Raw genomic sequence first — 24948 nt, 5'->3', positions numbered from 1 at the left:
TCTCAGTCGGTACCGAGCGGATCGATGGTCAGGGCAAGCGTCGCGATCAACGCTCCCATGACGCCCATCGCCGCAGTGTCGAAAACCCTTCCACGCACGGCAAGCAACCCCACACGATTCTCGGGAACGAACCACCGCGCGGCAGCACCGATGATGACGGCAACACCGAAGACGAGAGCACCGCGGCGCCACCGGTCGGCCAGCACGAGAACAACAGCTGCCGCGATCACGGCAAGGACCGCGAGCATGGGCAGATTCTTCTTCGCGAGGCCGACCAGTGAGGACATCGGACTCAGACTCCGGCCAGAACCCGCTCGGCACGCTCGACCACGTTGGTGATCAGGAACGCGCGGGTCAGCGGCCCGACACCACCGGGGTTGGGTGAGACGAACCCGGCAACCTCGTTGACGTCGGCTGCGACGTCGCCGCGCAGGCCGTCGTCGGTGCGACTGACACCGACATCGAGAACCGCTGCTCCGGGCTTGACCATGTCGGCGGTGATGAGACCGGGAACGCCGGCGGCAGCGACGATGATGTCGGCGCGGCGAACCTCGGCTGCGAGATCGCGGGTACCTGTGTGGCAGAGGGTGACCGTGGCGTTCTCACTACGACGCGTCAGCAGGAGTCCGATCGGGCGACCGACCGTGATGCCTCGTCCGACGACCACCACGTGTGCGCCTGCAATCGGCACCTCGTAGCGACGCAGGAGATGCAGGATTCCACGCGGGGTGCACGGAAGGGGCGCTTCCTTGCCCAACACCAGGCGACCGAGGTTGACCGGATGCAAGCCGTCGGCATCCTTGTCTGGGTCGATGCGCTCGAGGGCCGCGTTCTCGTCGAGGTGCTTGGGAATCGGCAACTGTACGATGTAGCCGGTGCACTCGGGATTGGCGTTGAGCTCGTCGATCGTCGCATTGAGCTGTTCCTGCGTGATGTCGGCAGGCAGGTCGCGTCGCAAAGAATTGATACCGAGCTTGGCGCAGTCGCCGTGCTTGCCGCGCACGTAAGCAGCGGATCCGGGGTCGTCGCCTACCAGAATGGTGCCCAAGCCGGGCGTGATGCCCTCTGCCTTCAGAGCGCTCACCCGCACCTTCAGGTCTTCGAAGATTTCGTCGCGGGTAGCTTTGCCGTCGAGGATCGTTGCAGTCACGGCGACCATTGTTCCAGGTTAGGGTCGATGAGTGACAACGGCTCCGGAACTACGCGGCCCGAGAGTGGTCCTCTCCCCGCTCGCGCCCGATCATCACGCCCGTCTGCGGGCAATTCACCTGCACCCGGACGTCGTGCAGTGGTGGCAAAATCCCGATGACGACTGGCCTGCGGCGCCGGAGGCCGGCACCACGCGCTACAGCATTTTCTACGGCGACCAACTGATCGGCTTCATCCAGTGGTACGAAGCTGAGGACAACCCCGACTTCCGCCACGCCGGGCTCGACTTGTTTCTCGATCCCGACTTCCACGGCCAAGGGTTCGGTCGCGAATCGATACGGGTGCTGTGTGCCCATCTGATCGACGACCTCGCATTCCACCGTCTTGTCATCGACCCCGAGGTCGACAACTCCGTCGCCATCGCGTGCTACCGATCTGTGGGATTCAAGGACGTCGGGGTGATGCGCGAGTACTCGCGAGATCGCCACGGTGTGTGGAAGGACGGACTGTTGATGGATCTCCTTGCTCGGGAATTCATCCGCTGATCGACTGGGACGAGCTCGAAAGGACCGACATCATGTTGCTGGACAAGGAATTCACGGCCACCCTGCAGAAGAGCGACGCCAAGGGCGGGTGGACTTATGTGATCTGGCCGGAGTCCGCCGAGTTCTTCGGCACCCGCGGCCTGGTCAAGGTGCGCGGGACGATCGACGGACATCCGTTCCAGAGTTCGTTCATGGCGTTGGGAGACGGTAACCACAAGCTGCCGGTCAAAGCCGATCTGCGCAAAGCCATCGGCAAGGACACGGGCGAGCGGGTGACCGTGCGCCTCGAGGAGCGCTTGCAGAGCTAGGCGTCACTACTTCATGTCGACGACAAGACCGTGCGCCGACGCGTACGCCACCGCCTGCATCAACTCGATCTGTGCGTTTCCGACGGATGCGGACGTCCACAGGCTCGGATCGATCCGCGCACCGCGCAGGTCTGCACCTTCGAGTTTGAGTCCACCCGTGCGAGCACCGGACAGATCCGCGGACGCCAGCACCGCGCCCCGCATGTCGGCCCGAACCAGGTTCGCTTCACGGAAGCGGCATGAGGTGAAGTCGATCTTCCTCAGGTCCGCCCCGCCGAGTGAGGTCAACGAGAAGTCGACTTCGTCGAGCGTCAACGGCCGGATGCGGCAACCGTCGAACGTCGACCCGAGCAGACTGCAGTTCCGGAACGTGCTGTGCCACAGGCTGGTCCGCGCAAAATTGCAGGATCGGAACGCCGTTCCCGTATGTACGGACTCCCCCAGATCGGTGCCGGTGAAATCACAATCCGTGAATACCACCGACTCCGTCGTGAGGCCGGTAAGGTCGGCGTCTCGGAAATTGCAATTGGTGAAAGTGCGCTGACGCCACTTCTGCCCGGCCAGCCGCGCGTCTGAATAGTCTTCGCCGACGACATCGTCGGATTCTTCGGGGAGCATGCCGTCCATACTGCCCCGCCGCACCGACACCGTGTCGACCGCCTAGGTCTCGCAGGCCACGCCGTCACCGTCGCGATCGAGCTTGGACGAATAGCCCGGATCGCCGCGGTAGATCGGGGCAGCACCGGCCGCTCGCACGGCTGCACAGTTGGCGTAAGACACCCCCGCGTCAGGCACCTTGGCCGGCGGTGGAATGTACGCCGGTTCCGTTGTCTTCGGGGGCGTGTAGGCCGGAGCGGGCGGAACGTACGGCGTTGTCGTGGTCTCCGGAACCTGAGGCACCAGCGGCACGATTGCCACGGTGGTGGTCGTGGTCGGCAGCGTCGTCGCCGTGGTCGTGGTCGGCGGGGCGGACGACGTTGTGGTCTTTGTCGTCGACGGGACAGTGCTCTTGGTTGTCGTCGCTGCAGCTGTCGCCGAAGAGGTCACAGCGGGCGTCGTCGATTCCTCCGACTTGCCCGCCCCCGTCGCCGCAGCGATGGCCACCAGCCCCACGACTGCTGCGCCGGCGATCCACGGCCACTTCCGCCGCTTGCTTCCTTCTTCGGCGTTTGTGTCCGGCGCCGCCGATCCCGGTGCACCGAAGACCTGCGTCGGAGTACCGAATGCTTGAGTAGGTGCGTCGACGCCCTTGGGCCGTGTCTGTGCGGTCCACTGCTGACCGTCCCAGTAACGGTCGATCGTGGGGTCGAAGGGGTCGGGGTTCCAACCGGCGGGAGGGTTCATGAAAAGTCCGTTCTGAGAAGAGTGCCGGAAATAGGTTCGCACGGACTGGCCGGTTTGTTACCAATTCGCCCACACTTCTCGACCGCTCTTCTCGCAGACGCGGGCGCCGATATGCCGCCCGGTACAGTTCCTCGAGTGTTCCGAGTGATGTTCCACGAGCCCCGCATCCCACCCAACACCGGAAACGCGATCCGCATGGTCGCAGGCACCGGTTGCGAACTCCACCTGGTCGGCCCTCTCGGGTTCGACTTGTCGGAGCCGAAGCTCAAGCGCGCAGGCTTGGACTACCACGATCTGGCGACTGTCACGGTCCACGAAAACCTGGCCGCTGCCTGGGAAGCCGTCACCCCCGCTCGCGTGTTCGCCTTCACCGCACACGCGACCACGTCGTATGCCGATATCGCCTACCAACCCGGGGATGTCCTGCTGTTCGGGCCCGAACCCACCGGATTGTCCGAGGAAGTGCTGGCGGACGAACACATCACCGAGCGTCTGCGTATCCCGATGCTTCCCGGACGCCGGTCCCTCAACCTGTCCAACGCTGCCGCCCTGGTGACGTACGAGGCCTGGCGTCAGCACGGGTTCAAGGGCGCCGTCTGATCGACGTCAGTAGACGTCTCGGACGTAGCGCTTCTCCGCCGAAAGAGCCTTCACATACGCCTCGGCACTACGAGGGGCCAGTTTTCCGTGTTGCGCGACTACACCGTTGAGGGCGTTGTCGACGTCCTTGGCCATCCGGTTGGCATCGCCGCAGACGTAGAAGTGTGCACCCTTCTGCAGCCACTCCCACAGCAGCGCGCCCCGCTCACGCATCCGGTCCTGCACGTAGACCTTGTCGGCTTGATCCCGGGAAAATGCGAGGTCGAGTTCGGTCAGGAAACCGTCTTTCCGCAATTCTTCGATTTCTTCGCGGTAGTAGAAGTCGGTCGCCGCATGCTGTTCCCCGAAGAACAGCCAGTTAGGACCCGTGTGCCCCAACGCCCTCCTCTCGTGCAGGAAAGCGCGGAACGGCGCGATGCCGGTCCCCGGACCGACCATGATCATCGGGGTCTCGGGATCGGACGGAGGCCGGAAGTGAGTCGACTTCTGCACGTAAATTCCGATGTCGTCACCGTCAGCGTGATCTGCGAGATACGTCGAGCACACTCCGCGGCGTGGGACGCCTGCCACGTTGTACCGAACGGCGGACACCGTCAACTGCACTTCGCGCGGGTTCTCTTTCGGACTGGAAGAAATCGAATACAACCGCGGCTGAAGCGGTTTGAGTAACGAAAGCCATTCGTCGGTCGAAGCACGAACCGGCGACTGCGCAAGTACGTCGACGGACTGTCGTCCCCACGACCAGTCTTTGAGCGTGGAGATGTTCTCCGGCTTCATCAACTCGGCCAGGTCCGCATCGCGCGTTCGTTGATGCACGAACCGAATCATGTCGCTCGAGATTCGCGTGATCTCCAGGCGTTCCGTCAACGCGGTACGCAAGGTCATCGCGCCGTACTGCCCCAGATCGACGGTCTCCTCACCGTCGAGGCTGGTAAGGGTAAGCCACTCGTCGACAAACGGGGAGCTGTTTCGCGGCCAGACTCCGAGAGCGTCGCCGGCTTCGTAACTGACCGTGTCGTCCGGAAGGTGAAAACCCAACTGCCGCACGTCTTTGGAAGAGCCTGGCCGGTTGAGCACGACATTGCGCGTCAAAGCGGTGGTCAGTGGCGCCTTCTTGTTGTACTGCAGCGGCGCCGACATCGCCGGTGAAATCGACGCGGCCACAGCAGTTGTGCCGGAGTTCTTCATTGCGACGACGACGTCGGTCGGCTCGCCAGCCTCCGTGCTCTGAAGTTCGGCCGTGACCGCGTCGAGCCATCCAGCAGCAGTGTCTTCGAAATCGGGCTCGCAGTCGGCACGTTCGACGATACGACTGGCTCCCAGTTCAGCAAGGCGAGCGTCGAGTTTTCGTCCGTGTCCACAGAAGTCGTCGTAGTTCGAGTCACCGAAAGCGATGACTGCATACCGTGTTTCGCCCATCCGAGGCACTGTGTCAGCAGCCAGGGCATCCCAGAAACCGCTGCCGTTGTCCGGGGATTCGCCGTCACCGGAGGTACTGGTGATCAGCAGGACCTCTCGGGTGGCCGCCAGGTCGGCAGCCGGGAACTCGTCCATTGCGTGCATCACCACGGGTAAGCCGACTTCGCTGAGTCGAGCGGCGCAGGCAGCGGCAAACTCCTCCGCGTTTCCGGTCTGCGATGCCCAGAGCACGACGATCGGCGCCCGCTCGGAGGTAGTGTCCGGACCCGGCGACAACACGGGCCCGTCAGTGCCAGGGAGCGAGGTCCGCGAGTACAGGCCGGCCAAGACACCGTCTACCCACATCCGCTTTTCGGCATCGAAGGGTGCGGCCGGAGGCAAGGTCGGCACCCCGGGAGTGCGATCGGCATCCGCACGCAACGCCGCGAGAAGACCTGCCAGATAGCTCTGCTGGAGCGGATCGAATACCACTGCGGGTGTTCCTGTTTGGCCGATGACATCGGCGAGGACATCGGTTCGCGACAAAGCCCGATCAGCCGCCTCGGGAGCCACCCGCGGCGATTCGGCGAACTCCGCTTCGGGCGTGTCCACGGCGACCTTCGTCATAGTGACGGCACAGGCTTTGAACTCCGGTTGCTGGGAGGCAGGGTCAATGGCGTCGTTGGTGACGGCGTTGATCGAGAGGTACTCGCCGAAGGCGTCGTTCCAGTGAAACGGCGCGAAGCAGTTTCCCGGACGCACTCGGTCGGTGACCACGGCCGGGAGCACGGCGCGGCCACGGCGTGAGGCGACCTCGATCGCGTCCTTGTCTACGACGCCGAGCCTGGCGGCGTCGTCGGGATGGATCTCGACAAATGGCCCGGGGTTGAGTTTGTTCAGCTTGGCCACCTTGCCTGTCTTGGTCATGGTGTGCCACTGGTGCGCAAGACGACCGGTGTTGAGCAGGAACGGGTAATCGTCGTCGGGCATTTCGGCGGGAAGCATGTGTGGCCGGGCGAAGAACATCGCACGCCCCGTGGCGGTGGGGAACGCGAGGCGCGGAGTGCTGCCGTCCTCTCGGACCAGAAGTCTCTGACTGACACCGTCATTGAGGTATCGGATGGGATGACGGTCTTGCTTACTCTCGGGCGGGCACGGCCACTGGATCGGCGACTTGCGGAGGCGCTCGTAGGTGACGCCGCGTAAGTCGTAGCCGGTCTTCGGATTCCAGAACTGCTTGATCTCCTCGAACACCTCCTCGGCGCTGGTGTAGGTGAATGCCTCGGAATAGCCCATCTCGCAGGCGATTCGGGCGATGATCTGCCAATCAGGCAGCGCCTGCCCGACCGGATCCAGTGCCTGTTGGAAGAGCGTCAGGTTGCGTTCGGAGTTGATCATCACTCCGTCGGACTCTGTCCACAATGACGCCGGCAGCAGGACGTCGGCGTATTCGTTGGTCTCGGTGCCCAAGAACGCATCCTGGGTGATGACGAGGTCAGCCTTCTCCAATCCGTCGATGACGGTCTTGCGGTTGGCTACCGTCGCAACAGGATTGGTGCAGATGATCCAGCACGCCTTGATTTCACCCGCCGCCATTCGGGAGAACAGGTCGATGGTCCCACCGCCGGTTTCGGTGCGCAGCGAACCCTGCGGGATCCCCCATCGCTCCTCGACGAAGTCGCGATCGGCGTCGACCATCACGGCGCGCTGACCTGGCAAACCTGGCCCCATGTAGCCCATTTCACGCCCACCCATGGCGTTCGGCTGACCGGTCAACGAGAACGGGCCGCTGCCAGGCGTGCAGATCGCACCGGTCGCCAGATGAAGGTTGCAGATGGCGTTGGTGTTCCACGTGCCGTGGGTGCTCTGGTTCAGACCCATTGTCCAACAGCTCATCCAGTTGTCGGCCTCACCGATCCATTGCGCTGCGGTGCGAATGTCGACTTCGGGGATGCCGGTGATCTCGCTGACCTTCTCCGGTGTGTACTCCGCGAGGAAGCTGGGCATCACCTCCCAGCCTTCGGTGAATTCGGCGATGAAGTCCGGATCGGTGTGCCCGTTCACGACGAGTAGGTGGAGAAGTCCATTGAGTAGTGCGAGGTCGGTGCCGGGGGCGACCTGCAGGAACAAGTTCGCCTTGTCTGCGGTGGCGCTGCGTCGAGGATCCACGACGATCAACTTCGCGCCCGCCTTGACCCGCTCCTGCATTCGAAGGAAGAGGATCGGATGGCAGTCCGCCATGTTCGCGCCGGTCACGAAGAACACGTCGGCATGTTCGAAGTCCTGATAGGAACCGGGCGGTCCGTCGGCCCCGAGCGATTGCTTGTATCCGGTGCCGGCACTGGCCATGCACAGTCGGGAATTCGATTCGATCTGATTGGTGCCGATGAAGCCCTTGGCCAGTTTGTTCGACAGGTACTGGGCCTCGAGAGACATCTGCCCGGACACGTACAACGCAAATGCGTCGGGGCCGTGCTCGTCGATGATTGCCCGCAGGCGGTGGGCAGTTTCGGTGATGACTGCGCTCATGTCCGCAGCTTCGATCGCCTCACCTCGGTGCGGACGCCGATACGCAGATTCCATGCGCCCCGGGCCGGCGAGCATGTCCGCCGTCGTGGTGCCCTTGGTGCACAAACGTCCGAAATTGGTGGGATGTGTCTTCAATCCGAACGACTTCGCCGCCTTCCGACGTCCGGTCTCGGGATCGGTGATGATGTCGAGGACAAGTCCACAGCCCACCCCGCAGTACGCGCAGAGGGTGTCGACACTGGTGGTAGTGAGTTGAGCGCCCATCGATTCATGCATCCCTTCGACCGAGGATCAAGGTCGACTTCCATCTTCGGATGCAGTTGTTTCGGGAGTTCATGCCCGATGTTGCGTATCAATCACTCTTTCCTCACCGCCGCCTTCGGACTGATGTGCGGTCCCGGAACCAGCAGTCGTTGACGGGCGGGATACGCGAATGCCCAGTTCTACGCCCTGCCGCCGAATCGAGCGATGTAGTGCCAGACCTTTTTGACGTCCTGCGGATCGTAGGAGCCGCGCCGGGCGAGACCCAGGATGGCAGGCGTCAGTCGACCGTCGAGCGCAACCTCTCTGGCAAGGTCGACGATGGTTGCTCCCCGATAGTCGGGATGTTCGGCGACCTCGTCGGCGTCGACCGCGTAACCGTCGTGCCACAACACCGGGCACGTGAGCGAGTGGGCGACCTCTTCGACCTGTGTGCCCCGGTAACTCGGATCCAGAACGAGTGCCTCGACGTCCGTTCCGATGTCGACGACGCCGTGAACGTGCGCCTCGATGTAGTGGTCGAGCGGATCCGCGAACTCGGTGGCTCCTGCGGCGTCGACCAAGCTCATCGCTTCCGCCGTTCCGAAGAGGCTGGGCTCGAAGACGCTGTCCGGGAAGCAGAAAGTGGTGCGGTCGAGCGTGTGCTCGGCAAGCCGGAAGTAGGACGAGCCGAACCGAGGAGATGCCCCGTACGGATCGGCGGAAAAGTTCAATGATCCGTACTTCGGCCGTTCCGACGGCTCTCGCTCGTCGTAGGCTCGGCCGAAAATCCGACTCTCCCAGCGCCAACGGTCGCCGCCGTGTTGTGCCGTCAGTCCCCCGTTGCTCGTACGAGTCTCGAACTGGGTCACGTAGGTGCCCTGACGTGCGATCGAGGCCAGTGTCAGGCCACTTTCAAATGGGAGGTCTGGATGAAAGTGCAACGTCACCCGGTGATTTCGGTCCAGCGGGCCGCCCTTCGAGAGGTCGTGCACGTGTGCAATCGCGGCAGACGCGGGAGAGGAATCGACAGGCATTCGCCCATTATCCGGATACGGAAGCAGCACCGGTGAAGAAGTCGACCAGTGAGTACGGTGCATGGTCACCGAGGCAGAGATCAAGGATCACGTGCGAGTCCGCGGCCTCGGATGCGCTGCGCACGAACATCGCTTCTTCGTACTCGGCGAGTGCCGCTTCGATGTCGTCGGGGTGCGCGGCGATCACCTTTCCCAGTTCGGCTCCGTCGAACATGGCCAAGTTCGCGCCCTCACCGGACGGGGTCATCAGGTGGGCCGCATCACCGAGGAGAGTCACCCCAGGCACGCGATCCCACCGGTGCGCGTCGGGAAGGGCGTAGATCGCCCGCGGAATCGGAGCGGTTTCGCCGTCTGTGATCAGCGCCGTGAGTTCCGTTGCCCAACCGTCGAACTCGGCCGCGATCCGCGCTGTCGCAGCGGGAGCGTCGTTGAAATCGATACCGGCAAACCATTCCGCCGAACGGTTCAACTGAACGTAGGTGTGCAGGATGTCCCCCGCCTCTCGATGCGCCGCGATCGCTTGTCCGGGCGCGGGCGCGTACATCGCCCCGTCACCGACCGCTGCGGCTGCAGCCGAGTGCTTCTCGTCGACGTCGTAGAGGTAGGTCTCGACGAACGTGGTTCCGACGTAGTCGGGCTTTGCATCGGAGAGCAGCGGCCGGATTTTCGACCAGGCACCGTCTGCACCGACGAGGAGGTCGGTGGTCACTGTCGAACCGTCGGCGAAGGTCAACTCGTGGCGGCCGTCGGCTGTGTCGGGTGAGCCGAGCAAGCGCACACTTTCGACCTTGCGTCCCCATTCGATCGTCCCGTCGGGAAGGGAATCGAGCAGGATCCGACGGAGGTCTCCGCGGAGCACTTCGGGACGTGTTCCCGTGCCGTCGTCGGGTTCGTCGAGGAGCACGGCGGCGTGTTGATCGAGTACGCGCGACGCGGCGCCGCCCTCGTGGATGATCGCGCGAAATTCGTCGGTGAGGCCGGCCGCCTCGAGCGCTGCCTGGCCGTTGTGTTCGTGGATGTCGAGTTGTCCGCCCTGCGTACGGGCCTCTGCCGACGGTTCCGCCTCGTAAATTTTCGCGGGAATTCCGTGGACGTGGAGTACGCGCGCGAGGGTCAGGCCGCCGAGGCCTGCCCCGATGATCGAGATTGACGTGTTCATGTTGATTCCTTCCAATGAATTGGAACGGCGTTCCAACAACAATCTTGGAACGCCGTTCCAGATATGTCAAGATGGTGCGTATGGCGACCAGAAATCAGCGGGCCGAACGACGCACGGATGCGCTCTCGAAGGAGCGCATAGTGGAGGCCGCGATCGAGATCCTCGATTCCGAGGGTGAAGGCGCGCTGACATTCCGTGCTCTCTCCGCACGCCTGACAACAGGCAGTGGGGCGATCTACTGGCACGTTGCCAACAAGAGCGACCTGCTCGCGGCGGCGACCGACGACGTCATCGCCCGCGTGACAACCGAAGGAACCGAGAGCGCAACACCGCGTGAGGCGATCCGGATCATCACCCTCGGCGTGTTCGACGCGATCGACGCCCACCCCTGGATCGGCACCCAACTCTCACGTGAACCGTGGCAATCAGCGGTGATGCAGATCTTCGAAAGTCTCGGCGAGCAACTCCAGGCGCTCGGCGTTCCCGAATCGGCACAGTTCGACTGCGCGTCCGCGCTCCTGAACTACGTGCTCGGTCTCGCCGGACAGTACGCCGCGGGCGCCCGTCTGCTCCCCCGTGAGACAGATCGGTCCGCATTCCTCGCGGGCGTCGCCACGCGGTGGGAAGAACTCGACTCTGCGAAGTACCCGTTCCTCAATCAGGTGACTGCACAACTGCGCGATCACGACGACCGCGAGCAGTTTCTGGCAGGCATCAACCTCATCCTCGCGGGGATCGACACCGTCACTTAACCGCCGGACCCGTCAGCGCGAATGAACAGCGGTGTTGGAACCGAGCGCGATGTCGAGGAAATCTCTTGCTGCACCGCGTAATCCGCGATCGGGATCCCAGACGGCCTGCAGTCGCCGCGGCATCCGCAAGCCGTCGACGTTGACCGCGACCAGTCGGCCGTCCGTCAGGTCGGCGGCAACAGCCAGCGACGACAGAACGGCCGGGGCGTTGCCTGCCACCACCGCCGCCTTGACGGCGGTGCACGAGGTGAGCTCGAGCAACGGCGGCACACAATCGGGAACAGCGTTCTCGAGCGTCAAACGTGTACCGGACCCTGACTCACGCTGAATGAGCGGTGTGCGCGCGAGGTCCGCGACCGGAACAGGCACTCCGTTCGCCCAGTCATGCCCCGGTGGAACCACCACCACGAGGTGATCACGCGCCACCTCGCACGACGCAAGCGCCGACGGCACATCCGGCCCTTCGACAAATCCGATATCAGCCTTGCCTGCCTGGACTTGAGCGGAGACGTCCGAGGAATTGTGCAGACTCACCGACGCCACGACGTTGGGGAACTTGTGGCGCATCGCAACCGTCCACCCGGGGACCAGATACTCGGCAATGGTCATGCTGGCCGCGACCGTGACGGCTGCGTCGCGTTCACCGCGAAGAGCGGCAACTCCCGACGCCATTTCCTCGGCACTGACCAAAATATGGCTGGCCCATTCGAGAATCAGTCCGCCCTCGGCAGTGGGCCGTACACCCGTCGCTGCGCGATCGAAGACCTTGATTCCGAGCTGACGCTCGACCGAACGCACCCGGGCGCTGACTGCCTGCTGACTGAGCCCGTGCTCCCGGCCGGCAGCACCCATGCTGCCCAGACGCCCCACGGAAAGCAGGACGTCGAGGGCACTGAGTTCCGGCACCCGAGGAGACAACGACATAACCCAAGATTAGACCCACAAGGCGAGTTTGTGGGCATTCAAGGACAACCGGTCTACCGGTACGAACCGGATGAGACGACAGTGAAATACATGACCACCACCACGAGTCCCACCTTCGCCCACATCACCCCGAACTGGTTCGCGGCAGCGATGGGAACGGGAATCGTGTCGGTGGCCGCGGCTTCGCTCGAACCGGAGATCGAGGGCTTGAAACTGGTCTCGGAGATCTTCTGGGTCCTGGCGGTTCTCGTACTGTGCGCCCTGATCGGAGCATTCGCCACCCATTGGTCACAACATCGATGTCAGGCCCTCGCATACCTGCACAGCCCCGCGATGTTCCCCTTCTACGGCGCCGTCGCAATGGCACTTCTGACCGTGGGATCCGCAACCGGCATCACGGGCCCGGACTTCCTCGGCCACGACGTCGCGATCACCGTGTCGCTGACACTGTGGACACTCGGCACGGCACTCGGCCTGATCACCTACGTCGTGATGATGATTCGCCTGGTTCGAGATGCGGGAATGGCAACGGCTATGCCGTTCTGGCTCATGCCCGTCGTACCTCCGATGGTCTCGGCCACCACCGGCGCAGCGGTCAGCACCCACATGCCTGAAGGTGCACTGCGCATCGCGGTACTGGTCTTCTGCTACATCCTGTTCGCTCTGGCGCTGACCGCCGCCATCGGCATTCTGGTGGCCGTCGCCCGGCAGTTCGCACGCAACCGCTCGGCCGGCGTTGACGTGATCCCGTTCAATGCCATTCCGTCACTGTGGATTCCTTTGGGCGTGATCGGACAGTCGATCGCTGCATCGAACTTGTTGGCCGCCGCCTCCCGGCATGCACTCAGTACCCATCATGCCGACGCCTTGCACGAATTCGGAATCGCGTACGGAACCGTCGTCGGAATCATCGGCGTGATCGCCTTTGTCACGGTCACCACCGTCACCGTCCACGCACTGCGCCGCGGCTTGGACTTCTCACTCGGGTGGTGGAGCTTCACCTTCCCGATCGGAGCCTGTGCTGTCGGCGCGAATGCCTTCGGAGTCGCCACTGGTTCCACAGCAATCCTGGGTATCGCGCTTGCACTGTTGACTGTGCTCATCCCGATCTGGGCAACCGTCGCGGTACGGACCGTCCGCTCGATCCGCAGTGGCGCTCTCCCCGCGGCAGCATGAATTTGTATCGACGAGTTTGCACCGATGAGTTTTGGCTCGCCGTACGGTCTGTACTCACGTAGACCATTGTCGAGAGCGGGAGTACACGGTGAGTCAGTTATTGCGAGTGCAGAATTTCGGCGTTTCCAGAGACGGAATAGCATGCGGTCCGGACCAAAGCTTCGAGAGCCCGTTCGGCCTCGACCACGGTGAAATGTTTGCGTGGGCGGGAGCTACGGCCAGCTGGCCCAATCGCACCGATCCCGGCGGCAGCCGAGGCCTCGACGACTATTTCACCCGGGACTTCTCCAACAACATCGGTGCCGAAATCATGGGCCGCAACAAGTTCGGCCCTCAACGTGGTCCTTGGGAGAATCTCGAGTGGCAGGGCTGGTGGGGCGACGAGCCACCGTTCCACACCCCGGTTTTTGTATTGACCCACCACGTGCGGCCCTCGTTCACCCTCTCGGACACGACATTCCACTTCGTCGACGCCGACCCCGCGACGGCCCTCGAGCAGGCACGTCAGGCGGCGCAGGGCAAGGACGTTCGGCTCGGCGGTGGAGTCAGCACTATCCGTGAGTTCCTCGACGCGGACCTTGTCGACGCCATGCACGTGGTGGTCTGCCCGGTCGAATTCGGATCCGGTCTACGACTGTGGGAGTCACCCGACGAGCTACGAGACCGCTTCAACCTCGAAATAGTGCCGAGCCCGAGCGGCGTGACGCACCACTTGTTCTGGCGAAAGTGACCTGGTGGGGCAGCTCCGGAAAACTGGAGTTGCCCCATCAGTTGCGCCTTAGGCCCCGGTCTCGACCTGGCGCCCCGACTGATACCACGCCATCGTTCCACCTGCCACCGAAACCGCATTGATGCCGCGAGCCTGCAAATACTCTGCCGCTTGCAAGCTACGGCCACCGACAGCGCAGATGACGTAAACAGTTTCGGCGTCCGGAATCTCGCCTACACGAGCGACGAATTCGCTGAGCGGAATGAGCGTCGCACCCGGAACTCGAACCTGAGCGAACTCGTCGGCCTCACGGACGTCGATCAACGGCTCACCCGCTGCCAAAGCCGTGTCCAGTGCATTCAAATCGACTTCCAACATTATTTCTGCGCCCGCCTTCATATTCGCTGCTGTCCGGATAGACGGTACCCGCGCGCGTTCCTGCGACTCCCTTTACGATCTGACAATGACCAATACGATTCCCGAAAAGTCCGGTTTTTGGAGTCGCCCCACGGTGTGGAAAGTACTCCTGCTGATCGTCGGCTACCTGGCCTTCTATCTCGCTGTCGGGCAGGTTACCTCTCGGGTTTTTGCAGACCAGATCGACACGGACAACGTCGTCGCGAGCGCCTCCAGCATCATCTTCGGCGTCGCATTGCCCATCGCGATCGGCGGAATCGCCCTGCTGGTTTTCGCGACCAAGGTCGGCTGGCTGCGCGATATCTTCGGTCCACAGCCCATTCGTGGGCGGGGTTGGATGTGGATCGGTCCGATAATCGTGGTCGCCGCCATTGTTGCGCATCTCGCGGGAACTGACTGGAGCGCGTGGACCACCGGCGAGATAATCGCCCTGCTGGTACTCGGTGCGTGTGTCGGACTGACGGAGGAACTGGCCACACGCGGTCTGGCAGTGAAGATGCTGCGCGACGCCGGCCACCGCGAGCGCTTTGTCGCCGTCGTGTCTTCCCTGGTCTTTGCACTCATGCACACGGTCAACCTGATCGCCGGGATGAAGCCGTCAACCGTCCTTGCCACCGTTGTCTTCACCTTCGGATTCGGCATGTGCATGTACCTGACCATGCGTGTGACGGGCACGATCTGGGCCGCAATCGTGCTACACGGCCTCACCGACCCCACCACCATTCTCTCGACCGGCGGGCTGGACACCTCGGTGACGACGGAGGTGAGTGGCGCCGCCGCCGTCGCCCCTCTACTCACGATCTTGTTGATCGCTTTCGGTGTCATCGCCATATTTCTCATCCGGGATCGAATCGGCGAAGAACGGCCCACACGCGTCTCGGCCTGACCACTCGCGACCGTACAAGACATACTTGTGCCCATGCCTTCTCGAACCACATACTCGATCGCCGTCGTGACTGCATCGTGTGTACTGGCGCTCTCGGGTGCCGTCACTCATGCCACCGCGGGGGTTCCGACAACTTCCGACGTGTCCACGACCGAGGCCGTCGTACAGCAGTCGGTCAGTGAGATATTCGCGAATCCGGGTTCCCACGAGGTCACCGAAGAATCGGTGACGGGGTATCAGCTCTTCTATCCCACCGATATCGCCACAGGCGAGGAACGGCATCCCGTCGTCACCTTCGGCAACGGCAGCTATGCGACTTACGAGGAGTACAAAGCGCTCCTGCAGCATCTCGCTTCTTGGGGTTTTGTCGTTGTGGTGGCCGACAGCAGCGTCACCGGCGACGGGACGGAGATCTTGGGGGCTGCCCAGTACGTCGTCGATCAGAACACCAACGCTGAGAGCATTTTTCACCAGCGGATCGACACCGACAACATTGCCTCGGTCGGACACTCCCAGGGCGCCGGTGGCGCGATCAACGCGGCAACCCAGTCCGAAAATCTGATCACCGCCACGGCGGTACTCGATTTGCCTGACCCGTGGTGGGCCTCGCGACCTGTCGACGTGATCGACGTGGCCCAGTTGACCGGACCGACGTTCTTCATGACCGGCGCCGACGACCCGGTCTCCACCGCCGATCCGCAAGCTGAGTACTTCGACAAAACCACTGGGCCGGCGGTCCGCGGCAGACTGCTTGGAGTCAGCCACAATTGGGCCGCAGACGGTGAAGGATTTCGTGGCTACCTCACCGCGTGGCTGAGGTTCACCCTGAGCGGCGACCAGACTGCTGCACCAGCCTTTGTCGGCGACTCGGCGGAAATTCTCACCGATCCCCACTGGGACCGGCAAGCCGTCAAGGGTTTGTGATGACGATCTTGCCGTAGGCCTGCCCTGATTTCTGTTGCTCGAATGCGTCAGCGAGGCGGTCGAGGCTGTAGGAAGAATCGATGACAGGACGAAGCGCGAGGCTCTCCAACCCGGCGACCATCTCCTCCTGGTGGGCACGACTGCCCACCAGGACGCCTTCGATGGTGACCTGTTTGGTCAGTAGCGAAGTCAGGTCGATCGACGACGAGGGTCCGTTCATGATGCCAAGCGCGCAGATCCGCCCGCCTGGTCGGACTGCCGCCAGAGATTGGCCGAGGGTGGACGGCCCGCCGACGTCGAGGACGAGGTCGATCCCGCCGCTGAGCCGCATCGCTTCCGTTCCCCAGTCCGGGCGCTCACGGTAGTTGACCACGTGATCGGCACCTAGTTCGACCAATCGTGCCATCTTGTCGGGGGCCGACGACGTTGCGATCACCTGAGCTCCAACAGCTTTGGCCAGCTGGACGGCAAACAGCGCTACCGTGCTGGTCCCAGGGATCAACACCGACGATCCGGGGATGATCGGGACGCCCGCGAACAGTGCACGCCACGCAGACAATCCCGCGGTAGGCAGGGTGGCGGCTTCCTCGTAGGTGTAGTTTCGCGGCATCGATGTTACTGCCGACGCCGACACCGTTGCGGCGGCGCGGGCGAACCCGTCGACGCCGTCACCGGGCGAGTTTCCGAAACCGTCGAAATCCGGTGCACCGCTGCGCCAATGCGGCAGGTAAGTGCTCATCACACGATCTCCGACGCTGAACTGCGTTACGCCGTCTCCGACGGCAACGACCTCCCCGGCAGCATCGGACAACAGGATCCGCGGACCGTCGGTCGTTATCTCGCCGATCGCTACGAGGTAGTCATGGTGATTGAGCGAATTCGCGTGGATCGCGATCGTCACCTCACCCACACCCGGCCCGGGGGTCTCGACCGTCCTCGATTCGAGGTTGTTCAATCCTCCAGGCGGAAGTACGTACACGGCGCGGTTGGTCATGGTGTGGATCCTCGCACGAATGATGATCGGGTGATGTGCGGAAAGGTGCGCGAAGTTCTCGAGTCTGTCGAGCATTTCCTGGGTGACCACGGAGAACCCTTGCTGCTTGTACTCGGCTTCGACGGCTTTGTTGGCCGTGCGCTCGTCGGTTTGTTTGCGACGAACCCACGCTGTGTACGCGAAGCGATCCGGATCAATGCTCAATAGTTCGCAGACCCGCGAACCATCCTGGCATTGAGAACCGCTACGACTGGGAACGTGCAGCCAGCCTGCGGCGGGTCAGCCAAGCACCCCGAGCGAGCATCAGCACGCCCAGAGCGAGACCCCACCCGATCTCCGCGAGCACTACGCCCACTCCGGCCTGGCCTGTGACGTCGGCGCTGGCGTCCACGCTGAACGCGGTTGTGAATCCTGCCGCCGTACCCGCGGCGGCGGCGAGCCCGCCGGCCACCACCCAGCGAGACAGGTGAGCCGCGGCAAGACACACCATCACCGTCGTTACTCCACAGGCGATCACTTGCCAGGTGGGGAACTGGTTCGGTGCCGGTAGTCCGGGGCCGCGGAACTCTCCTTTGTCGTCGGCAGACCAGCTCAGCCAACCCATACAGGACAAGAATGCCAGGGGAAACGCGATCAAACCGGTTGCCCACAGCCCCAACCTGCCACTGCCCGTATGTATCTCGGCCGAACTCTCATTGCCCGGAGTGTGATGCATTCCGGCCTGCTCTGACCGCAAGGCAGACCAGATAACGCCGACACCGATCATGGTGGGTACACCCACGAAGATGAATACCATCCAGAGGAACTGCGACCAGGAAAAGTCGGGATCAACATCCATCGCTGGAGTATGCACCTGTACGACACCGGGTCCGGTCATGTCTTCAGCTGGCTGAGCGTGTTGCAGTTTCCGTCGCGGGAGACTCTGCGTAGCGGAAATCACGTTCTTCGTTGTCGATCGACTCAGCGATGACGACTCTTACCTGCATCAACGGCGTCAACACCTTGTCACAACACGAGAACCGCCACACACCGCTGGCATGAAAGGATGCTATTCATGCCCGCTCTCGTCGGTCCAGATTCCTCGCCGAATATGTTGAGCTGCCGCAACCAACCCGTCCTGTCGGATCCCAAGATTCTCCTGCGACCGTGGGTCGACAGCGACGCGAGCTCCTTAGTCGATGCGTACTCCGACCCCGACATCCAGCGGTGGAACATGCGCGCTATGAACGACATCGACGAAGCCCGAAGTTGGATCCGATCATGGCGGGCACAATGGTCGGCTGACAGCGATGCGGGCTGGGCCATCATCACCGACAGCGGTGAGGTCGCCGGATCTGTCTCACTACGAACCGTGCATTCACCATCGTCGAGCGCACAGATCTCGTACTGGCTCCGGCCGGCAATGCGGGGCTCGGGCCTTGCCGTCCAAGCGGTCGAGACAGTGAGCGCGTGGGCCTTCGGCACCGCAAATTTTCAGCGGTTGTGGTTGACACATTCGGTACACAATCATGCCTCCTGTGCAGTCGCCCACCGCGCTCACTACCTGCAGGAAGGCACGTTACGGAGGTACATGCTGCACGCAGACGGATGGCACGACGTGCACCTGCACGCCAGAATCGCCGCAACAGAGTCGGGCCACGGCTGATGGTCTCGGATCTGTTGGACTTTTACATCTACGTCGACGCACGCACAGAAGACATTGAGTCGTGGTTCGTACGGCGCTTCCTCGCGTTGCGCGGCACCGCCTTCGCGAACCCAACGCGCATTTCCACCGCTACACGCAGCTGTCCGATGAGGATGCGACCCGCAAGGCAATAGATATCCGGCACTCGATCAACCGACCGAATCTGATCGAGAAATCCTGTCCACCAGGCCCCATGCCGCTCCGGTGCTACGAAAAGGCTCAGATCACACCATCAGCGGGCTGCGCCTGCGCAAGCTCCAGGAAGATATGGGCGGAGCATGGTCGGACAGGTGAAGGTTGTGGCGTCCGAGTCGCGTGATGTCCTGAACTACTTCGGTAGATGCCCTGTATGTGATCACCCGGCTCGGGCGGTATGCATCACTGCTGAGTTCAGTGACGGACGAATCGAGAGCCAAGTCGTAGCGTCCTGTGGAGGATGGTGCGGATGGAAGGGGCCAGTCGAGCCCACCACAATGACAGGCTCCACTCCCGTGATGACGCCAGGTCAGGGGGTGGTGCCAACCGCTGGTGCACGTCCCACACCGTGCTGCGGCCCTGAACTGGACTTATAGTCTCAGTACATCTCAGGCCGGTCACTTTAGTGCACTTAACAGACAGGATTGGGAAGGCTTCGGAAATGACGTCGAGGTCGAAACGATGGCCAGTGAAGAGGTCGTCTGGAAATACAGTTGTCTTTGAAACCGTCACCGGCAGTGTCCGATAAACGATCGATTGAGAAACACACCAAGTCAGGTATGGGGTCGCCTGACCAAGTCGAGCAGACAAACAGGATCTAGTCAGTACCGATCGTGCGTTCTCGCCGTACGAGATTCCACCCTGTCATGGAAACGAGCACCCCGACGGCCGCCCCGAACAGGGGTCCGCCAATGATCAGTCCAATTATGAATCGGTCAACCGAGACCGTCTCGATATGGATCGATTGGAGATCGTGCGGCTGGTAGCTGGCTGTGTAGATCGTGAAGGGTTGGGAGGCGTACCACCACAACACGGCAGCACCTACGAGACCACACACCAAGCCGAATCCAGCGAAGACCAGCACAGTAGCGGTCGCCGAGCGACGTTGCGCCTTCAAAACTTCTCTTCCAGAGCCACACACGCACGCTACCTAATGAGATGCATCCGGTCAGGAGCTGGCAATAACTCCGAGTCTTTACGCACCCTGGAAACGATCCCTTCTCGGACAGATAGCCGCCAGAAGATAGGGGTGGTATGACCATGCGATTCACGTCCAGGACGATGCAGTTAGTACCCGGTCACTGGGCCCAATGCCCAACATGGTTGGGACAGTTGATAGATGGAGGCTTCGAAGCGTTAAGAATCGTCCGAATGAGTGAGGGTCTGAATGCCCACCAATAACTCAGAGTAGGGAGGCAGTAAAGCCTCCGTCGAGAACCAGACTGCTGCCGTTGCACCACGACGACTGGTCGCTCGCAAAGAACACTGCTGCGGCCGCCACTTCCTCGGTCCGCCCGTAGCGTGTCTGCTTAGTGACCATCAAGTCGTCGAATCCCCCGGACTCGAGGCCGAGGGCGTTCTCGAAGTCTTGCTGGTGACTCTTGACCAGGTCGGTATCGATGAATCCGGGCAGCAACGCGTTTGCGCGGATTCCATGGAAGCGAAGTTCGGCCGAGAGGGTTTCGGTGAGATTGCGAACCGCAGCCTTGGCGGCGGCATAGCTGCCGATCAATGGCGAGCCGGTGGTCGACGAGATCGACGAAATGTTCACGATCGAACCGCCACCGGATGCGACGAGCGCGGGTAGCGAATGGCGGACGGTCAAGAACACTCCGTCGAGGTTGACGGACATGACTTTCCGCCAGTCCTCGAACGAGGTTTCGATCAGTGGAGTCGTGGTGGCGATGCCGGCGTTGGGTACTACGACGTTCAGTCCGCCGAACTCTTCGACCGCTCTGGCGACAAGATCTTTGACCTGCTGTTCGTCGGTGACGTCCGTGGTGACCGCGATGGCGCCCTCGATCGAGTCCGCCACGGTCTGTGCTGCGTCACCGTTGATGTCGGAGACTACGACGCGTGCACCCTCCGCCCCGAATGCCCGGGCAATGGCCGCACCGATGCCTGCGCCTGCTCCGGTGACGATCGCAACTTTGTTCTCGAGTAGATCTGACATGTCGGCTGCTTCCTTCAGTTCTCGGTCGGGACGTAGAAGAGCAATTCGGGTCCGGTGTCACCGGTGGTCGCGATGGCCTCGGACATGTCGAGAGTTCCGTCGCCCAAAGCACTTCCCAATGCCTGGGCGGTGCCTGCGAGATCTTCCGTGTCGAGTTGATAGATGCTCAGGTAGCGGCGAGCGGGCAAGGCTTCCTCGGGCAGCAACTGCACATCCGCGAGAGAGAATCTGGAGGCGGAGACAACGCCGGGCACTCGTTCGACGACCTGCGGAATATGCACGTCGTCGTACCAGCGGTTGAATGCTTCCTCCGAAGACGGATCGGCGGGGTGTACGTGTGCGACGAGGATCGCTGTGCTCATGGAGTTCCTGTTCGATTCGAAGTGCTTTGGGTTCAGCGTGTTTGGAAGGCGACGATATTCACCTGCAAGGCAACTGGCCGTGGCTGCGTGTGGTGAATCGATCGCGCTCAAGCGACAACCCTAGGGAGTAAATGTGACCCGCGCCATATGCTCGGAGGTCAGAGTTGCGCTCGACATTTGTCCCCTCGGCACAAACTCCGATCAGAATCTGGCATTAGCGAAAGTCTCGCGATTTGGCCGTGACTCGGAGATCCATCAGCTGCATCCGGTCTGCTACGACGGTGACAGCGCCTTCTGCATTCTGCACCTTTCCTCGAATAAGCAACGCCGGCGCCGTATTTGCCAGTTTTCGGTACTTTGCCCACAACCCCACCGAACACACCACGTTGACCATGCCGGTTTCGTCCTCGAGGTTGATGAACGTGACGCCCGCAGCTGTTGCCGGACGCTGCCGGTGCGTGACCGCTCCCCCCACCAGCACACGGTCACCGTCCGGGATGTCGAGAAGTCTCGACGCCGGCACCACGCCGAGCGCGTCGAGCTGCGGGCGGAGAAACTGTGTCGGGTAGGTGTCGGGAGATACTCCTGTCGCCCAGACATCCGCTGCCGCCAGTTCGACGTCGCTCATGCCGGGCAGAGTGGGAGCTGTGACCGATGCACCGATACCGGGCAAGCGGTCGGGACGCTCCCCCGCAGCAGCGCCCGCTGCCCACAGCGCTTCTCTACGCGAGATACCGAAGCTGGCCAGCGCCCCGGCGGTCGCCAGCGATTCAGCTTGTGCGGTAGTCAGTTCCACCCGCCCGGTCAGATCGAGAAACGACGTGAACGGTCCACCGAGGTCGCGCTGTTCGACGATCTTCTCGGCCAGTGCATCGCCGATGTTGCGCACTTCCCCTAATCCCAGCCGAACCTCGAATCCACCTGCCTCGACGGTGGCGTGCGCGAGGCTGACGTTGATATCGGCACCGTGTACCTGCACTCCGTGCCTGCGCGCATCGGCAACCAGGGACTGCGGTGAGTAGAAACCCATGGGCTGCGCGCGCAGAAGCCCAGCGCAGAACGCAGCGGGGTGATGGAGTTTGAACCACGAGGAGTAGAAGACCAGCGCGGCAAAACTTTGTGAATGGCTTTCCGGGAAACCGAAATTGGCAAACGCATACAGCTTTTCATAGATCCGATCGGCAACCTCGTCGCCGATACCGTGTAGGTCTCGCATGCCCTGGTACAGCCTCGCCCGCAGTTGCTCCATCTTCTCGGTCGAGCGTTTCGATCCCATTGCCCGACGCAATTGGTCGGCCTCGGACGGTGTGAAACCCGCAACGTCGACGGCCATCTGCATCAACTGTTCTTGGAACAGTGGAACTCCCAGCGTGCGTTCGAGTGCCTTCTCGAGCGATGGATGGTCGTAGGACACAGGTTCGAGTTTGTTGCGCCGACGAATGTACGGATGCACTGATCCGCCTTGAATCGGCCCCGGACGGATGAGCGCGACTTCGACCACCAGGTCGTAGAAGTTTCGAGGCTTCAGACGCGGCAGTGTCGCCATCTGCGCACGTGATTCCACTTGGAATACCCCCACCGAATCTGCCCGCTGCAGCATCTCGTACACCGCTGTTTCCGACAGATCGAGTTGCGCCAGATCGACTGTGATGCCTTTGTGTTCGGCCACCAGATCCATCATGTAGTGCAAAGCGGAGAGCATGCCGAGGCCGAGCAGGTCGAACTTGACCAGCCCAGCGGCAGCACAATCGTCCTTGTCCCATTGCAGGACACTGCGATTGGCCATCCGCGCCCACTCCACCGGACAGACGTCGGCGATGGGACGATCGCAGATGACCATGCCGCCTGAGTGGATGCCCAGGTGCCGCGGATAGCCTTCGATCTGCGCTGCCAGTTCGAGTACCGGACGCGGAATATCGGTATCCGCGTTCTTGTCGATACCACCCCACCGGCCGACCTGCTTACTCCACGCATCTTGCTGGCCCTGCGAAAAGCCAAGTGCCCGAGCCATGTCCCGCACCGATGATTTTCCTCGATAGGTGATGACATTGGCGACCTGCGCGGCATACGTACGCCCGTACTTCGCGTACACGTGCTGGATCGCCTCTTCCCGGCGATCGGACTCGATGTCCACGTCGATGTCGGGCGGGCCGTCACGCTCGGGCGCAAGAAACCTCTCGAACAGCAATTTGTTGCGAACCGGATCGACATTGGTAATGCCGATCGCATAACACACCGCCGAGTTCGCGGCGGAACCTCTTCCCTGACAGAGGATGTCGTTGTTCTTGCAGAACGAGACGATGTCATGCACCACCAGGAAGTATCCGGGAAAATTCAATCCCGCGATGATGGCAAGCTCGTGTTCGAGCTGTTTGTATGCCTTCGGTGCACTTTCCGGTGGACCGTAGCGCTCCATGGCTCCCACCATGGTGAGCTCACGTAACCACGACGCCTCGGTATGCCCGGCGGGAACGTCGAACGGCGGCAATTTGGGTGCGATGAGTTTGAGGTCGAAAGCGCACTCACGTCCCAGATCGGCGGCACCACTGACGGCCTCGGGATAGAGCGAGAACAGTGTCGCCATCTCCGCGCCGGACCGCAGGTGCGCTCCGCCGGTAGGGGCCAGCCATCCGGCCGCCTCGTCCAAACTTTGACGCGATCGCACAGCTGCCATCGCCATGGCAAGGCGTCGACGCGGCGGAGCGGCGAAGTGCGCGGCGGTGGTCGCCACCGTGCGTAATCCACGCTCTCTCGCCAGTTCGGCCAGAACTGCATTGCGCTCGTCGTCCTCCGCCAGCCCGTGATAGGTGAGCTCCACCGACACTCGCTCCGCCCCGAAACGCTCGACCAGATCCTGCAAGGCCTCCGCCGCAGCTTTGCGACCACCCGACGTCAAGGCCTGCCGCACATGACCTTTGCGGCACCCGGTCAGGATCTGCCAGTGCCCACCGGCCGCTTCGGTCAGCACGTCGTAGTTGTACTGCAGTTTGCCCTTCTCACCGCCGGCCAAATGCGCGGCGGCGATCTCCCGCGAGAGACGGCGATACCCTTCCTGCCCACGGGCAAGTACCAGGAGGTGCGTTCCACCGGGATCAGCCGTCCCGGTCCTGGGTACCGAATCCAGGGACAACTCGGCCCCGAACACGGTGCGCATTCCCCATTCACGTGCGGCTTCCGCAAACCTCACCACGCCGTAGAACCCGTCGTGATCGGTGACGGCGATAGCTTCGAGCCCGAGACGCACTGCTTCTTCGACCAGCTCTTCCGGCGGCGATGCGCCGTCGAGGAAACTGAAGGCCGAGTGAGCATGCAACTCTGCGTAAGGAACCACGCCGGTACCACGGGTGAGCTCGCCTGCGTGGTACTCGCCGCGCTTTCGCGACCAGGCGGGGCTGTCGCTTCCATCGCCAGGGAACAAATCCTCGTGTTCCACGCGGCCGGGCCGCCCTGAAAGCACCCGTTCCATCTCGGACCACGTCGGCGGCCCATTTCCCCAACCCACACTGACCTCGCACCTGATCGAGCCGGCCGTCACGGACGACCGACTGCTCGAGGATGCCGAAAGGGAAGACGCACCACATGCATCGAACTGGCGTTCGATGCAGTTTCAGTCTGACAGGTCACTCACTCGCAGTCAACAGAGCGAATCCCAACCCTCACCG

At 62.4% G+C, this 24948-nt stretch carries 23 protein-coding genes and 1 pseudogene; 10 read left to right on the top strand and 14 right to left on the bottom strand.

Annotated elements, in window-relative coordinates:
• Nucleotides 1-2: 2 nt before the first annotated feature.
• Both ACFQ6H_RS13135 and ACFQ6H_RS13130 read right to left on the bottom strand, forming a co-directional pair.
• Nucleotides 3-287, bottom strand: a complete 285-nt coding sequence (locus ACFQ6H_RS13135) for a DUF3017 domain-containing protein (RefSeq protein ID WP_230812347.1) — start codon at nt 285-287, stop codon at nt 3-5.
• Nucleotides 288-292: 5 nt separating this feature from the next.
• Entirely contained in the window at nt 293-1150 is an 858-nt protein-coding gene (locus ACFQ6H_RS13130; RefSeq protein ID WP_378545179.1) for a bifunctional methylenetetrahydrofolate dehydrogenase/methenyltetrahydrofolate cyclohydrolase, read from the bottom strand.
• A 31-nt stretch (nt 1151-1181) separates the two neighbouring features.
• Between ACFQ6H_RS13130 and ACFQ6H_RS13125 the strand changes: the two genes are divergently transcribed.
• A complete protein-coding gene (locus ACFQ6H_RS13125) occupies nt 1182-1694 on the top strand; it encodes a GNAT family N-acetyltransferase (protein ID WP_378545182.1) in 513 nt (170 codons plus the stop codon).
• A gap of 32 nt (nt 1695-1726) precedes the next feature.
• Nucleotides 1727-2002 carry a DUF1905 domain-containing protein gene (locus tag ACFQ6H_RS13120; RefSeq protein ID WP_347872009.1) on the top strand — a complete coding sequence of 92 codons (276 nt, stop codon included), beginning with the start codon at nt 1727-1729 and terminating at the stop codon, nt 2000-2002.
• Nucleotides 2003-2008: 6 nt separating this feature from the next.
• Here the strand turns inward: ACFQ6H_RS13120 and ACFQ6H_RS13115 are convergent, their stop codons facing one another.
• Together ACFQ6H_RS13115 and ACFQ6H_RS13110 are read right to left on the bottom strand one after the other, a co-directional pair.
• Nucleotides 2009-2629: a pentapeptide repeat-containing protein gene (locus ACFQ6H_RS13115; protein WP_003940770.1), complete on the bottom strand. Its 621-nt coding sequence runs from the start codon at nt 2627-2629 to the stop codon at nt 2009-2011.
• 33 nt (nt 2630-2662) lie between these two features.
• Nucleotides 2663-3346, bottom strand: a complete 684-nt coding sequence (locus ACFQ6H_RS13110; RefSeq protein WP_378646471.1) for an excalibur calcium-binding domain-containing protein — start codon at nt 3344-3346, stop codon at nt 2663-2665.
• 135 nt (nt 3347-3481) lie between these two features.
• Between ACFQ6H_RS13110 and ACFQ6H_RS13105 the strand changes: the two genes are divergently transcribed.
• Nucleotides 3482-3946, top strand: coding sequence for a tRNA (cytidine(34)-2'-O)-methyltransferase (locus tag ACFQ6H_RS13105; RefSeq protein WP_019747649.1), 465 nt, complete (start codon nt 3482-3484; stop codon nt 3944-3946).
• 6 nt (nt 3947-3952) lie between these two features.
• Here the strand turns inward: ACFQ6H_RS13105 and ACFQ6H_RS13100 are convergent, their stop codons facing one another.
• From ACFQ6H_RS13100 to ACFQ6H_RS13090, 3 genes are all read right to left on the bottom strand, one after another.
• On the bottom strand, nt 3953-8137 hold the full coding sequence (locus ACFQ6H_RS13100; protein ID WP_378646469.1) for a molybdopterin-dependent oxidoreductase: 4185 nt from the start codon (nt 8135-8137) through the stop codon (nt 3953-3955).
• A 179-nt stretch (nt 8138-8316) separates the two neighbouring features.
• Nucleotides 8317-9150 (bottom strand): DUF3626 domain-containing protein, encoded by an 834-nt coding sequence (locus tag ACFQ6H_RS13095; protein WP_378545192.1) that lies wholly within the window; start codon nt 9148-9150, stop codon nt 8317-8319.
• A gap of 7 nt (nt 9151-9157) precedes the next feature.
• Complete coding sequence (locus tag ACFQ6H_RS13090; RefSeq protein ID WP_378545195.1) at nt 9158-10309, bottom strand: FAD-dependent oxidoreductase; 1152 nt, start codon at nt 10307-10309, stop codon at nt 9158-9160.
• Nucleotides 10310-10380: 71 nt separating this feature from the next.
• On the opposite strand from ACFQ6H_RS13090, the gene ACFQ6H_RS13085 reads away from it, so the two are divergent.
• Entirely contained in the window at nt 10381-11061 is a 681-nt protein-coding gene (locus ACFQ6H_RS13085; protein ID WP_378646467.1) for a TetR/AcrR family transcriptional regulator, read from the top strand.
• Between the two features lie 12 nt (nt 11062-11073).
• On the opposite strand, the gene ACFQ6H_RS13080 is transcribed toward ACFQ6H_RS13085, so the two are convergent.
• The gene (locus tag ACFQ6H_RS13080; RefSeq protein ID WP_283303336.1) at nt 11074-11985 is read right to left on the bottom strand and encodes a LysR family transcriptional regulator; all 912 of its coding nucleotides are present in this window, start codon (nt 11983-11985) and stop codon (nt 11074-11076) included.
• Nucleotides 11986-12075: 90 nt separating this feature from the next.
• Between ACFQ6H_RS13080 and ACFQ6H_RS13075 the strand changes: the two genes are divergently transcribed.
• A complete protein-coding gene (locus ACFQ6H_RS13075) occupies nt 12076-13161 on the top strand; it encodes a TDT family transporter (RefSeq protein ID WP_378545201.1) in 1086 nt (361 codons plus the stop codon).
• 88 nt (nt 13162-13249) lie between these two features.
• On the top strand, nt 13250-13891 hold the full coding sequence (locus ACFQ6H_RS13070; protein ID WP_378646465.1) for a dihydrofolate reductase family protein: 642 nt from the start codon (nt 13250-13252) through the stop codon (nt 13889-13891).
• A gap of 48 nt (nt 13892-13939) precedes the next feature.
• Here ACFQ6H_RS13070 and ACFQ6H_RS13065 read toward each other — a convergent pair whose 3' ends face one another.
• Nucleotides 13940-14248: a rhodanese-like domain-containing protein gene (locus ACFQ6H_RS13065; protein ID WP_230813203.1), complete on the bottom strand. Its 309-nt coding sequence runs from the start codon at nt 14246-14248 to the stop codon at nt 13940-13942.
• Between the two features lie 85 nt (nt 14249-14333).
• Here ACFQ6H_RS13065 and ACFQ6H_RS13060 point away from each other — a divergent pair, with 85 nt between their 5' ends.
• The gene (locus tag ACFQ6H_RS13060; protein WP_378545207.1) at nt 14334-15173 is read left to right on the top strand and encodes a CPBP family intramembrane glutamic endopeptidase; all 840 of its coding nucleotides are present in this window, start codon (nt 14334-14336) and stop codon (nt 15171-15173) included.
• 33 nt (nt 15174-15206) lie between these two features.
• Nucleotides 15207-16097 (top strand): alpha/beta hydrolase, encoded by an 891-nt coding sequence (locus ACFQ6H_RS13055; protein WP_378545210.1) that lies wholly within the window; start codon nt 15207-15209, stop codon nt 16095-16097.
• Here ACFQ6H_RS13055 and ACFQ6H_RS13050 read toward each other — a convergent pair.
• Complete coding sequence (locus ACFQ6H_RS13050) at nt 16084-17295, bottom strand: NAD(P)-dependent alcohol dehydrogenase (RefSeq protein ID WP_378646463.1); 1212 nt, start codon at nt 17293-17295, stop codon at nt 16084-16086. The genes ACFQ6H_RS13055 and ACFQ6H_RS13050 overlap by 14 nt on opposite strands.
• 40 nt (nt 17296-17335) lie before the next feature.
• A complete protein-coding gene (locus tag ACFQ6H_RS13045) occupies nt 17336-17929 on the bottom strand; it encodes a hypothetical protein (RefSeq protein ID WP_378646461.1) in 594 nt (197 codons plus the stop codon).
• A gap of 207 nt (nt 17930-18136) precedes the next feature.
• Here ACFQ6H_RS13045 and ACFQ6H_RS13040 point away from each other — a divergent pair, with 207 nt between their 5' ends.
• The gene (locus ACFQ6H_RS13040; protein ID WP_378646459.1) at nt 18137-18736 is read left to right on the top strand and encodes a GNAT family N-acetyltransferase; all 600 of its coding nucleotides are present in this window, start codon (nt 18137-18139) and stop codon (nt 18734-18736) included.
• Nucleotides 18718-19069, top strand: a pseudogene (locus ACFQ6H_RS13035) (type I pantothenate kinase); the annotation flags it as partial. The gene ACFQ6H_RS13040 and the pseudogene ACFQ6H_RS13035, both read left to right, overlap by 19 nt.
• A gap of 1084 nt (nt 19070-20153) precedes the next feature.
• Here the strand turns inward: ACFQ6H_RS13035 and ACFQ6H_RS13030 are convergent.
• From ACFQ6H_RS13030 to ACFQ6H_RS13020, 3 genes are all read right to left on the bottom strand, one after another.
• Nucleotides 20154-20924 carry an SDR family oxidoreductase gene (locus tag ACFQ6H_RS13030; RefSeq protein ID WP_378447743.1) on the bottom strand — a complete coding sequence of 257 codons (771 nt, stop codon included), beginning with the start codon at nt 20922-20924 and terminating at the stop codon, nt 20154-20156.
• A 14-nt stretch (nt 20925-20938) separates the two neighbouring features.
• Nucleotides 20939-21286 carry a hypothetical protein gene (locus ACFQ6H_RS13025; RefSeq protein WP_214886003.1) on the bottom strand — a complete coding sequence of 116 codons (348 nt, stop codon included), beginning with the start codon at nt 21284-21286 and terminating at the stop codon, nt 20939-20941.
• Nucleotides 21287-21500: 214 nt separating this feature from the next.
• Complete coding sequence (locus ACFQ6H_RS13020; RefSeq protein WP_378646457.1) at nt 21501-24788, bottom strand: error-prone DNA polymerase; 3288 nt, start codon at nt 24786-24788, stop codon at nt 21501-21503.
• Nucleotides 24789-24948 lie beyond the last annotated feature (160 nt).

This window comes from Rhodococcus sp. NPDC056506 (assembly GCF_042794945.1).
GTDB lineage: Bacteria > Actinomycetota > Actinomycetes > Mycobacteriales > Mycobacteriaceae > Rhodococcus_F.
This window is presented reverse-complemented; position numbering and strand designations above follow the sequence as displayed.